The organism is Streptomyces poriferorum (genome assembly GCF_019399235.1).
GTDB classification, from domain to species: domain Bacteria; phylum Actinomycetota; class Actinomycetes; order Streptomycetales; family Streptomycetaceae; genus Streptomyces; species Streptomyces poriferorum.
Map to the genome: position 1 here is coordinate 1 of NZ_JAELVH010000289.1, position 10,674 is coordinate 10,674.

Annotated in this window: 14 protein-coding genes, 1 tRNA gene and 1 pseudogene; 14 read left to right on the plus strand and 2 right to left on the minus strand. The window is 70.6% G+C overall.

From position 1 onward, the window contains the following. Positions 1–463 (minus strand): response regulator transcription factor (locus JGS39_RS33060; RefSeq protein ID WP_219573445.1); only part of this gene is annotated, 463 nt, incomplete at its 3' end. A 281-nt stretch (positions 464–744) separates the two neighbouring features. On the opposite strand from JGS39_RS33060, the gene JGS39_RS33065 reads away from it, so the two are divergent. From JGS39_RS33065 to JGS39_RS33085, 5 genes are all read left to right on the plus strand, one after another. After that, a complete protein-coding gene (locus tag JGS39_RS33065; protein ID WP_219573446.1) occupies positions 745–1,158 on the plus strand; it encodes a YciI family protein in 414 nt (137 codons plus the stop codon). Beyond that, the gene (locus JGS39_RS33070) at positions 1,155–2,402 is read left to right on the plus strand and encodes an RNA polymerase sigma factor (RefSeq protein WP_219573456.1); all 1,248 of its coding nucleotides are present in this window, start codon (positions 1,155–1,157) and stop codon (positions 2,400–2,402) included. The genes JGS39_RS33065 and JGS39_RS33070 overlap by 4 nt, the downstream gene beginning before the upstream one ends. Positions 2,403–2,664: 262 nt before the next feature. Beyond that, on the plus strand, positions 2,665–3,285 hold the full coding sequence (locus JGS39_RS33075; protein WP_219573447.1) for an HhH-GPD-type base excision DNA repair protein: 621 nt from the start codon (positions 2,665–2,667) through the stop codon (positions 3,283–3,285). Between the two features lie 179 nt (positions 3,286–3,464). Then, positions 3,465–3,761: a type II toxin-antitoxin system VapB family antitoxin gene (locus JGS39_RS33080; RefSeq protein ID WP_073736427.1), complete on the plus strand. Its 297-nt coding sequence runs from the start codon at positions 3,465–3,467 to the stop codon at positions 3,759–3,761. A 144-nt stretch (positions 3,762–3,905) separates the two neighbouring features. After that, positions 3,906–4,502: a LytR C-terminal domain-containing protein gene (locus tag JGS39_RS33085; protein WP_219573454.1), complete on the plus strand. Its 597-nt coding sequence runs from the start codon at positions 3,906–3,908 to the stop codon at positions 4,500–4,502. Between the two features lie 151 nt (positions 4,503–4,653). Here the strand turns inward: JGS39_RS33085 and upp are convergent, their stop codons facing one another. Then, on the minus strand, positions 4,654–5,289 hold the full coding sequence (gene upp / locus JGS39_RS33090; protein ID WP_219573448.1) for a uracil phosphoribosyltransferase: 636 nt from the start codon (positions 5,287–5,289) through the stop codon (positions 4,654–4,656). Between the two features lie 103 nt (positions 5,290–5,392). Between upp and JGS39_RS33095 the strand changes: the two genes are divergently transcribed. The 9 genes and pseudogenes from JGS39_RS33095 to JGS39_RS33135 all read left to right on the plus strand — a co-directional run. Continuing rightward, a complete protein-coding gene (locus tag JGS39_RS33095) occupies positions 5,393–5,593 on the plus strand; it encodes a hypothetical protein (protein WP_219573449.1) in 201 nt (66 codons plus the stop codon). Between the two features lie 246 nt (positions 5,594–5,839). Beyond that, positions 5,840–6,397 carry a tRNA adenosine deaminase-associated protein gene (locus JGS39_RS33100; protein WP_219573450.1) on the plus strand — a complete coding sequence of 186 codons (558 nt, stop codon included), beginning with the start codon at positions 5,840–5,842 and terminating at the stop codon, positions 6,395–6,397. 9 nt (positions 6,398–6,406) lie between these two features. Then, the gene (gene tadA / locus JGS39_RS33105; protein WP_371930594.1) at positions 6,407–6,919 is read left to right on the plus strand and encodes a tRNA adenosine(34) deaminase TadA; all 513 of its coding nucleotides are present in this window, start codon (positions 6,407–6,409) and stop codon (positions 6,917–6,919) included. Between the two features lie 78 nt (positions 6,920–6,997). Next, positions 6,998–7,082, plus strand: a tRNA-Ser gene (locus JGS39_RS33110). A 469-nt stretch (positions 7,083–7,551) separates the two neighbouring features. After that, positions 7,552–7,716, plus strand: a complete 165-nt coding sequence (locus JGS39_RS33115) for a hypothetical protein (protein WP_187285206.1) — start codon at positions 7,552–7,554, stop codon at positions 7,714–7,716. A 10-nt stretch (positions 7,717–7,726) separates the two neighbouring features. Further along, positions 7,727–8,020, plus strand: coding sequence for a Dabb family protein (locus tag JGS39_RS33120; protein ID WP_219573451.1), 294 nt, complete (start codon positions 7,727–7,729; stop codon positions 8,018–8,020). Positions 8,021–8,223: 203 nt separating this feature from the next. Further along, positions 8,224–9,135 (plus strand): RNA polymerase sigma factor SigF, encoded by a 912-nt coding sequence (locus JGS39_RS33125; RefSeq protein WP_371930351.1) that lies wholly within the window; start codon positions 8,224–8,226, stop codon positions 9,133–9,135. A 234-nt stretch (positions 9,136–9,369) separates the two neighbouring features. Beyond that, on the plus strand, positions 9,370–10,236 hold the full coding sequence (locus JGS39_RS33130; protein WP_219573453.1) for an RNA polymerase sigma factor SigF: 867 nt from the start codon (positions 9,370–9,372) through the stop codon (positions 10,234–10,236). A 182-nt stretch (positions 10,237–10,418) separates the two neighbouring features. Continuing rightward, positions 10,419–10,674, plus strand: a pseudogene (locus tag JGS39_RS33135) (hypothetical protein); the annotation flags it as partial.

Genomic DNA, 10,674 nt, shown 5'->3' on the forward strand with positions numbered 1-10,674 from the left:
TCAGCGCCACCGGCCGCCCGGCGGCACGTACCTCGAAGCGCGTCGTGTCCACCTCCAGCTCCCCCACGGTCAGCACGGCGGGCGCGGCCGGGGCCGCCGCCTTCGACCTCCGGAGCAGTGCCCGTACGCGGGCCGTCAGCTCACGCGGGCTGTACGGCTTGGTCAGGTAGTCGTCGGCGCCGAGGTCCAGCCCGAGCAGCAGGTCCTCCTCGGTGCTGCGCGCGGTGAGCAGCAGGATCGGGACCTGCGACTCGGCGCGCAGGATGCGGCAGACGTCGAGACCGTCGACGTTCGGCATCATCACGTCGAGCACGAGAAGGTCCGGCCGCGACGACCTGGCCCGGTCGATCGCCGAACGCCCGTCCGAGACGATCTGCACCTCGTCCCCCGCCTGTTCCAGATAGATCCGGATCAGCCGTGCCTGCTTCGCGTCATCCTCGGCGACCAATATGCGCGCACTCACTGCGGCTCCTTCGACTCGGACATCGCATGGATGTCGTCCGGCTGACGCGCAACGCCCATGACGAGCGGGCCCACGGGTACGTACGGGTGGTTCGCGACGGTCTCCCGGCCAGCCACGGTCCCCCGCCCACCATGCGCCTCTCCCCTGGGCCGTTCCGGGAGTTCTCGCGGTTTCCCGGAAAACTCCCCGGCGCGGTGTCGAGAACCACCGCCCCGCTCCGACGTCCCCTGTGAGAGTCGCCCACAAGGGGCGGTGAGGGAACGGACAGAGGGAGCGGAACCATGAAGTATCTGGTGATGGTGCAGGGCTCGCAGGCCGATTACGAGGCGATGAAGGGGAAGGCGTCCGACGGCAATCCGGCCTGGGGCGAGAAGGATATCCAGGCCATGTTCACGTTCATGGGCGCAGTCACCAACGATCTCGCCGAGAGCGGTGAGCTCGTCGACGCCCAGGGACTGGTCGAGCCGGCGAAGACCCGGTGCGTCACCGCGGGCGAGGACGGCCGGCCGGTGATCACCGACGGTCCCTACGGGGAGACGAAGGAACTGCTCGCCGGGTACTGGGTCCTCGAATGCGAGAGCCTGGACCGGGTGACCGAAATCGCCGGGCGCATCACACAGTGTCCCGCGCCGGCCGGTGCGCCCGTCCGTCCGGTGGTCATCCGGCCCATCGACAGCGGCGGAGGCGATGTGTGAGACGGACGACCGAGATCGAGGACCTGCTGCGGCGGCACGCCCCGCAGGTCCTCGGCGCGCTGGTGCGGCGGTACGGGCACTTCGATCCGGCCGAGGACGCGGTGCAGGAGGCCCTGATCGCCGCCGCCCGGCAGTGGCCGGAGGCGGGGGTGCCGGACAATCCGCGCGGCTGGCTGATCAGGGTGGCCTCACGGCGGCTCGTGGACCGGCTGCGCAGCGACGCGGCCCGGCGGGCCCGGGAGGAGGTGGCGGCCGCACTGACGCCGCGGGACGCCTTCACGGCGCCCTCGCCCGACGAGTCCGTGCCGGGCGGCAGCCGGGCGCCGTCCGAGGACGACACCCTTACCCTGCTCTTCCTGTGCTGCCATCCGGACCTGGCGCCGGCCGCGCAGATCGCTCTGACCCTGCGGGCCGTCGGCGGGCTGACCACCGCCGAGATCGCCCGCGCTCATCTGGTGCCGGAGGCGACGATGGCCCAGAGGATCAGCCGGGCCAAACGGAAGGTCCGGGGCGCCGCCTTCGTCCAGCCGGGGCCCGCCGACCGGGACCAGCGGCTCACGGCCGTGCTCCAGGTGCTCTACCTGATCTTCAACGAGGGCTACACGGCGACCTCGGGGCGTTCCCTGCACCGCGCCGGACTGGCCCGGGAGGCGATCCGGCTGACGCGTGCGGTACGCCGGCTGCTGCCCCGCGACGGAGCGGTGACCGGGCTCCTGGCGCTGATGCTGTTGACCGACGCCCGCAGCGCCGCGCGCACCGGACCGCACGGCGAGCTGATCCCGCTCGACGAGCAGGACCGCTCCCGCTGGGACGGGGCCGCCGTCGCCGAGGGCCTCGCCCTGGTCGAGGAGGCGCTGGGCCAGGGGCCCGCCGGGCCCTATCAGGTGCAGGCGGCCATCGCGGCACTGCACGACGAGGCGGCCCGCGCCGAGGACACGGACTGGCCACAGATCCTGGCGCTGTACGACGTCCTCGTACGGATCACCCCCGAGCCGATGGCCGGGCTGAGCCGGGCCGTCGCCGTCGCCATGGTCCACGGGCCCCGGGCCGGCCTGGCGGAGGCCGACGCCCTCGCGGACCGGCTGGCGGGCCACCACCGGCTGGACGCCGTCCGGGCCCACCTGCTGGAACGAGCGGGAGACACGGAGGGCGCCCGCGCCGCGTACCGTGCGGCCGCCTCCGGGACCCTGAGCATCCCCGAGGCCCGATATCTGTACGGGCGCGCGGACCGGCTCGACGACTGAATGCGGACCGCTTCGACGACTGAAAGCGGACCGCCTCGACGACTGAATGCGGACCGCTTCGACGACTGAAAGCGGACCGGCTCGACAACTGAGAGCAGGCCGCCTCGACGACTGAAACGGGTCCGTACGGCCGCGCTCCAGCGGCGCGCGGACGCCCGGGAAGGGCGGAGAGGAGCCGAGAACAGCGGCAAACGGCTGCAAACAGCCGGACCGGCGGTGGTTTCACTGGCCGTCGCACCCCCGGCTCGCAATCATCGGGTCCATGACCAACAGCAACCAGGGCCGGGACATCACCCTCCGGATCGCTCAGCAGCCGGAGGCGGACGAGTTGCTCGCCCGCAGTCCACTCGCCGCCCTCGTCGGCATGCTGCTGGACCAGCAGGTGCCGATGGAATGGGCGTTCTCCGGTCCGTACGCACTGGCACAGCGGATGGGCGGGGACGACCTGGACGCCCACGAGATCGCCACGTACGACCCGGAGGCCTTCACCGGACTCTTCACCGACAAACCCGCTCTGCACCGCTATCCGGGCTCGATGGCCAAGCGGGTACAGCAGCTGTGCCAGTACCTGGTGGCGCAGTACGACGGCGAGGCGAGCGCGGTGTGGACCGGGGCCACCTCCGGGGCCGATCTCCGTAAGCGGCTCAACGCACTGCCGGGGTTCGGCACCCAGAAGGCGCAGATCTTCCTTGCGCTGCTGGGCAAGCAGTTCGGCGTCCGGCCGCCGGGCTGGCGGGAGGCGGCAGGGCCGTACGGGGAGGCGGACTCGCACCGTTCGGTCGCCGACATCACCGGGCCCGAGTCGCTCGCCGAGGTCCGCGCGTTCAAGCAGGAGGCCAAACAGGCCGCCAAGGCCGCGAAGGTGGCGGCCAAGGGAAAGTGACCCGGCCCCCGGGCGCCCCTGGTGTGCGCCCGGGGGCGCCGGGGCGCGCGCAGGGGCCGCCGGGGCTCTCGTTCGTCACTGCTCCAATCCTGGAATGGGCGCTTATATGCCGCCCTGGGCCGCGCCGCAGTCCCGCCCCATGGCTGCGCCCGGAGGGTCTTGACCGGTAGGCTTTCCGTGTGATCTTCAAGCGCATCGGAAATGGGCAGCCCTATCCCGACCACGGCCGGGAAAGCACCCGGCAGTGGGCGGATGTCGCGCCGCGCCCGGTCCGCCTCGACCAGCTCGTGACCACCAAGGGCCAGCTGGACCTCGAAACGCTTCTCGCCGAGGACTCCACGTTCTACGGCGACCTGTTCGCACACGTCGTGAAGTGGCAGGGCGACCTCTACCTGGAGGACGGACTGCACCGCGCGGTCCGCGCCGCGCTCCAGCAGCGCCAGGTTCTGCACGCCCGCGTGCTCGAACTCGGCTGAGCCGATCCACCGGTCGCGTTCGACTCCGACGGGGTTCGTTCGGGTGCTTTCGCACCCGGACGGGTGCGATCCGTCGATCATCAAATAGTCATCATCACCGGGCCGCACTACGCTGCGCCCATGAGCATGCTCACTCCCCCCGGCATGGGCGGAAAGTACCGCATCACGGGTGACAAGTACCCGCGCATGCGGCGCCCCCGCCGCCGCAGCAAACTGGTCCTCGCGGCCATCGCCTCCGTGGTCGCCCTCGGGCTCGCCGGATGGGGCACGCTGCAGCTCATCGATGTCTTCACGGGCGGCGACAAACAGGCCAGCGCCGCCGACCGCAAGGCGGACTGCCCGACCGCCGCGCCGGCCGCGCCCGCGAAGGTCCTGCCCAAGCCCGCCAAGATCACGGTCAACGTCTACAACGCGACCCCGCGTGGCGGACTGGCCAAGGCGGCGGCCGACGAGCTGAAGAAGCGCGGCTTCACCATCGGCAAGGTGGGCAACGCCACCGCCGCGTACGACAAGAAGGTCGTCGGCACCGGTCTGCTGCTGGGCGCCCCGGCCGCGGTCGACGGCACGTTCCCGGTGCTCGGCACACAGCTGCCGGGCGCGGCGACGAAGACCGACGCGCGCAAGGGCGCGGACATCGATCTGATCATCGGTACGAAGTTCAAGGCGTTCAGCCCACCGCGGACGGCGGCCACCGCGCTGAGCGCACTGACGAAGCCGGCCCCGGCGCCGTCCTCCTGCTGAGGAACGCGCGGGCGGGCGGAACGCGACGGCCGGGGCGCTCATGGAGCGCCCCGGCCGTCGCCGTCCGACGTGTCGGTTCCTGGTGCCATGACGGGCAGTGGTCACGACGGGCAGTGTTCGCGCGACGGGGCGGAGCCCGCCGGAAGAGGTCCTAGCCGGCGGTGCCGTACATCCGGTCCCCGGCGTCACCGAGGCCCGGCACGATGTAGCCGTGCTCGTTGAGCCGCTCGTCGACCGAGGCGGTGACCACGGTGACCGGCGTCCCCGCCAGCTCGCGCTCCATCACCTCGACGCCCTCGGGCGCCGCGAGCAGCACGACCGCGGTGACATCGTCCGCACCCCGCTTGATCAGCTCCTGGATGGCCGCGACCAGCGTGCCGCCGGTGGCGAGCATCGGGTCCAGGACGTACACCTGGCGGCCCGAGAGGTCCTCCGGCATGCGCGTCGCGTACGTGGACGCCTGGAGCGTCTCCTCGTCGCGGATCATGCCCAGGAAGCCCACCTCGGCGGTCGGCAGCAGCCGGACCATGCCGTCGAGCATGCCGAGGCCGGCCCGCAGGATCGGTACGACCAGGGGTCGCGGGTACGACAGCTTCACTCCGGTGGTGGGTGTCACCGGGGTCTCGATGTCGACCTGTTCGGTGCGCACATCGCGGGTGGCCTCGTACGCGAGCAGGGTGACCAGCTCGTCGGCGAGGCGCCGGAAGGTCGGGGAGTCGGTGCGCTTGTCGCGCAGGGTGGTGAGTTTGTGCGCGACCAGCGGGTGGTCGACGACGTGGATCCGCATGCCACCCACAGTAGCCGCGCCTCCCGCACCCGTGCGCTGGCATCAACCGCACGTTCGGGGGGAAGGTGGGGGCATACGGACCCAGCCTGGGGGTGAAGAGCCGATGCCGGACGGGGCGGAGCACAAGCGGGAAGGCCCGGACCCGCAGGACGCGCCGGAGACGGACGCGCAGCGCCGCAGGCGCCGCGCCCAGTTCCTCCGCGAGCTTCACGAGGCCAAGGCGCTCCGCGACCGGGTCCAGCCGCGCCGGGTCAAGGCCGCCAGAATGCGCCAGGCCATGCGGATGCGGACGTTCCGCTGGTAGCCGGCCATCCGTCGGAGGGACCCCCGAGTGGCGGCGCCGTAGAGAACTGATGGCCGACGCAACGGCGGAACTGCTCTCGCGGAGCCCTCGTTTCTGCCACGATTCCGATGGGCGGGACGCAGGGCAGCCGGACCCCGGCTGTCTCCCGCCGGACCGACACACCCGGGGCATTCGTTGGGATCGGGCCCCGCTCCCTGATCCGGCCCGATCCGAACGAGAGCCTCCAAGACCAGTGGGAGAGTCACGGTGTACTTCGCCGCACTGCTCGCGCGCACCGAAGACGGGTGGGAAGCGAGCGACACGGATCTCGACGATGTGGAGACCCTGTCCGACCTGACGGATCTGGCCCGTGAGGCCTCGGTGGACGAGGACACGGTGCTCGTCTTCATCGAGCAGGAGGACGCCTGGTTCGGCGTCGTCCGGGTCGACGGCGAGGAGGATCCGCGTATCTACGTCTCCAACGCCTCCGCCGCCGCCCGCTCCTCGTACGGGGAGATCCTGCTCACGGATGAACTGCTCGGCCGCGAACCCGGGGCCGAGGACTCGATTGCCGCCCTCGAAGAACTCGTCGGCCTCGACGGTACGGAGGACGGCGAACCCGGAACCCCCGACAATTCCACCACCGACGATGACGACGACGACGGGCCTGACCCCGACGCCGTACCGGCAGGTCCGCTCGGCGACACCGGGGTGCTGTCCGACCTCGGACTCCCCGAGGCGGAGCTGCTGATGCTGCGGACGGAGGCCCTGGCCGAGATCGCGGACGCGCTGGGAGCAGCCGAGGTCCTGGAGACCGTCCGTTAGGGTCCGCGGGTGACCGAAGCACCGCACCCGCACGACCCGTCCCCGGCGCAGCACCCCCTGCACGATCCCGTGAGGGACCCGTGGCGAGCACCCATGCGCCGCGCTCTGGACGAGGCCGGGCTGGCGGCGGCGGCCGGCGATGTGCCGGTCGGCGCCGTCGTCCTCGCCCCGGACGGCGGCCTGCTCGCCACGGGCCACAACGAACGCGAGGCGACCGGTGACCCGACCGCGCACGCCGAGGTCCTCGCCCTGCGCCGGGCCGCCGCCGCGCTCGGCGAGTGGCGGCTGTCCGGATGCACCCTCGTCGTCACCCTGGAGCCCTGCACCATGTGTGCGGGCGCCCTGGTGCAGTCCCGTGTGGGCCGGGTCGTCTACGGCGCCCGGGACGAGAAGGCCGGAGCGGCCGGTTCGCTCTGGGACGTCGTACGGGACCGCCGGCTCAACCACCGCCCCGAGGTGATCCACGGCGTCCTGGAGACGGACTGTGCGACCCTCCTGACGGCCTTCTTCCGCGACCGCTGACCTGCTTCCCCCGCCCACACGCGGGCTTGCCGGGAATCGGATTTCGACGGACGGCCGAGATGGTCTAAGCTCTCTCTCGGTAGCGTGTCCGAGCGGCCGAAGGAGCTCGCCTCGAAAGCGAGTGTGGGGAAACTCACCGAGGGTTCAAATCCCTCCGCTACCGCTCTTGTGAAGGGCCCGACGCACAGCGTCGGGCCCTTCGAGTTTTCCGCCCGGCCGACTCCGCCCGCCCCGGCGACGGTGCGGCGGGTACGGCAGCGGCCCCGGGTCCGACGGTGGTCGGGCCCGGGGCCGGCTGCGGGGTCGGGTCGGGGGAAGCGGCATCGGGGGGACAAGCCGCTCCCCCCGATGAGAACAGGCCCTACCAGCTCTCACCGCGATCGGGGGAAGGCCGCGGTGAGAACCCCACAGAGAGGTCCTGTTCCTCGCCCCTCGGATTCCTGCCGAATCCGCTGGGCTCGTTCACCATCCTGCCCCTTCGCAGAAGCCGCGCGAGCGGGCAAAGGACCCCGATCGCCGGGTCCTTGGTCCCTAAAGACCGCATGAGTGATCGGAATCAGCAAGCCGATACGGCCATGTGTGCGGATAGACTCGCCCGATCGCGCAGGGGATCGAAGGGGAGTCAGGGGCTGATGGTGCAAGCAAAGAAGATCGCTCTCTACTTGATAGTCGTCTTCGTGCTCTACACGATCATCACGTCCCCCGCCCGGGCCGCGGATCTCGTCCAGGTAGGGTTCGAGGGCGTTTCGGACGCCGCTCAGGGCGTCGGCGACTTCATGTCCGAGCTCGTGAAGTAGGAGTACCCCCATGATCCGCCATCTGGTCCTGTTCAAGCTGAACGACGGCGTCGAGCGGGACGAGCCGCGGGTCGTCGCGGGCGCCGAGGCCTTCCGGGAACTGGCGGACAAGGTGCCCGGGCTGGAGTTCTGGGAGTGCGCCTGGAACATCACCGACCGGCCGATCGCCTACGACTTCGCCATCAACTCCGCGGTCGCCGACGAGGCCGCGCTGAAGAGCTACATCGAGCATCCGGCCCACCAGGCAGCCGCCGGACAGTGGCGTGAATTCGCCACCTGGGTGATCGCCGACTACCCGTTCTGACGGCTTCGGCCCTGCGAGCCCCTCACCATGACGGTGAGGGGCTTTTCTTTGTGTTTAAACCGATTCGAGGTCAACACGGCGCTATGGGGTGCTTGCACATAGTGGACATGTCTTGTGATGCTATGACCGCTTTTGAAGGATGAGTTGACCGAAGTTGACCGCAAAGGGGTGGCGTCACCGTGCCGGCCAGTACAGCGCCTCAAGTGCCTCCCCAGACCGTCCAGGCCCTCTCGGCCGCCCGGACGGCACCGACGTCCCAGCCGCCCCCGGCATCCCCGGCACCCCCGGTGGCCGAGACGGTCCAGACGATCCAGACCGAGACGCCCGACGACACCGTCGCGCCCGCCAGGACCCGGGGCGCCGACACCAGGGCGCTCACCCAGGTGCTCTTCGGCCGCCTCCAGGGACTGGAGCCGGGCACCGCGGAACACGGGCGGGTGCGGGCGGCGCTGATCGAGGCGAACCTGCCCCTCGTCCGGTACGCCGCCGCGCGGTTCCGCAGCCGCAACGAACCGATGGAGGACGTCGTCCAGGTCGGCACGATCGGCCTGATCAACGCCATCGACCGGTTCGACCCCGAACGCGGGGTCCAGTTCCCCACCTTCGCGATGCCGACCGTCGTCGGCGAGATCAAGCGGTACTTCCGGGACAACGTGCGCACCGTCCACGTACCGCGCCGGCTGCACGAACTCTGGGTCCAGGTCACCGGGGCCACCGAGGACCTGACGACCGCTCACGGCCGCTCCCCCACCACCGCGGAGATCGCCGCACGGCTGAAGATCTCCGAGGACGAGGTGCTGGCCTGCATCGAGGCGGGCCGCTCGTACCACGCGACCTCGCTCGAAGCCGCCCAGGAGGGTGACGGGCTGCCGGGCCTGCTGGACCGGCTCGGATACGAGGATCCGGCCCTGGCCGGCGTCGAGCACCGCGACCTGGTCCGCCATCTGCTCGTACAACTGCCCGAACGCGAACAGCGGATCCTCCTGCTGCGGTACTACAGCAACCTGACGCAGTCCCAGATCAGCGCGGAACTCGGAGTCTCACAGATGCATGTGTCAAGACTCCTCGCCCGAAGTTTCGCCCGACTTCGATCCGCAAACAGGATCGAAGCGTAACCGGATCGGGTAGACCGGTCCTGGGGCGTTCCCCTCGGACCAAAAGCCGTACACCCCTTGTTAACTGGACATACACCCCCGGAACTTGTCGACAAGTCACTACAGCGTGTTGCCGACATGTGACATTCTGCGGGAACCGCGTTTGCCGCAGCCTCCCCTCCGGTATTCAGGTGGAGGCTGCGTTCCTCCGATGGTCGCGGCCACCGCGACCGTCCGCGACCTCAAGGGGGTGGCATGTCCGCAGAACAGGGCAGCTCGAAGGTGCTCACGCTCACCAAGAGCGCACCCGCACCCGTTGTGCTCACCAGCTCGTCGGAAGCCATCGACACCCGCACGCTGTCCCGCTCCTTGTTCCTGCGGCTCGCCGCGCTGGGTCCCGCACCGGGCCCCGATGGAACGGAAAGCCCGGAGCGCGCCTATGTGCGGGACACACTCATCGAGCTCAACCTGCCGCTGGTGCGTTACGCCGCGGCACGGTTCCGCAGCCGCAACGAACCCATGGAGGACATCGTCCAGGTCGGCACGATCGGCCTGATCAAGGCGATCGACCGGTTCGACTGCGAACGCGGCGTGGAGTTCCCCACGTTCGCGATGCCCACCGTCGTCGGCGAGATCAAGCGCTTCTTCCGCGACACCTCCTGGTCGGTGCGGGTGCCGCGCCGGCTGCAGGAGCTGCGGCTCGCCCTCACCAAGACCAGTGACGAGCTCGCCCAGAAGCTCGACCGCTCGCCGACCGTTCCGGAGCTGGCCAAGGCGCTCGGCGTCTCCGAGGAGGACGTCGTCGACGGCCTGGCCGTCGGCAACGCCTACACCGCCTCCTCACTGGACTCACCCTCGCCCGAGGACGACGGCGGCGAGGGTTCGCTGGCGGACCGGCTGGGCTACGAGGACGCGGCGCTGGAGGGCGTCGAGTACCGCGAGTCGCTCAAGCCGCTGCTGGCCAAACTCCCGCCGCGTGAGCGCCAGATCATCATGCTGCGGTTCTTCGCCAACATGACCCAGTCGCAGATCGGCGAGGAGGTCGGCATCTCCCAGATGCACGTCTCGCGGCTGCTGACCCGCACGCTCGCCCAGCTCAGGGAGGGGCTCATCGCCGACTGACCGGGAACCCGGATCCCGATGGGTTCCGAGGGCTCTGAAGATCCCGAGGGGTTCCGAGGATCCCGAGGGGCTCCGAGGGGTTCCGAGGGGTTCCGAGGATCCCACGGGGTTCCGAGGGGTTCTGAAGATCCCGTGGGGTTCCGAGGGTTCCGATTTGACGGTCCGTCAGACACACTGTCGCGATGCGACGTCAGACATTCGGCCGGTCCGGCCGCCGGGGCACAGTGATCGCCGCCTCGGCGGCCGTGCTGTGTCTGGGCGGTGCCCTGGCAGGCTGCGGAGACCGGGCGGGCGGCGACGGCTACACGGCGGTCGGCGCGGCGGCGACGGGCCCGGCGAAGGCTCCCTCGGGGGCGGTCGCGCCCTCGGGCAAGGTCACGCTGGTCCCACTGGACGGCGCCGGGAGACCGGGCGGAAGCGGCGCCGTCCAGTGGGACC

What these genes read in the sequence shown, in the direction of transcription:
- JGS39_RS33065 (WP_219573446.1), top strand. Translation starts at nt 745, where the DNA reads ATGAAGTATCTGGTGATGGTGCAGGGCTCGCAGGCCGATTACGAGGCG.
- JGS39_RS33075 (WP_219573447.1), top strand. Translation starts at nt 2,665, where the DNA reads ATGACCAACAGCAACCAGGGCCGGGACATCACCCTCCGGATCGCTCAG.
- JGS39_RS33085 (WP_219573454.1), top strand. Translation starts at nt 3,906, where the DNA reads ATGGGCGGAAAGTACCGCATCACGGGTGACAAGTACCCGCGCATGCGG.
- upp (WP_219573448.1), bottom strand. Translation starts at nt 5,289, where the DNA reads ATGCGGATCCACGTCGTCGACCACCCGCTGGTCGCGCACAAACTCACC.
- JGS39_RS33095 (WP_219573449.1), top strand. Translation starts at nt 5,393, where the DNA reads ATGCCGGACGGGGCGGAGCACAAGCGGGAAGGCCCGGACCCGCAGGAC.
- JGS39_RS33115 (WP_187285206.1), top strand. Translation starts at nt 7,552, where the DNA reads ATGGTGCAAGCAAAGAAGATCGCTCTCTACTTGATAGTCGTCTTCGTG.
- JGS39_RS33120 (WP_219573451.1), top strand. Translation starts at nt 7,727, where the DNA reads ATGATCCGCCATCTGGTCCTGTTCAAGCTGAACGACGGCGTCGAGCGG.
- JGS39_RS33130 (WP_219573453.1), top strand. Translation starts at nt 9,370, where the DNA reads ATGTCCGCAGAACAGGGCAGCTCGAAGGTGCTCACGCTCACCAAGAGC.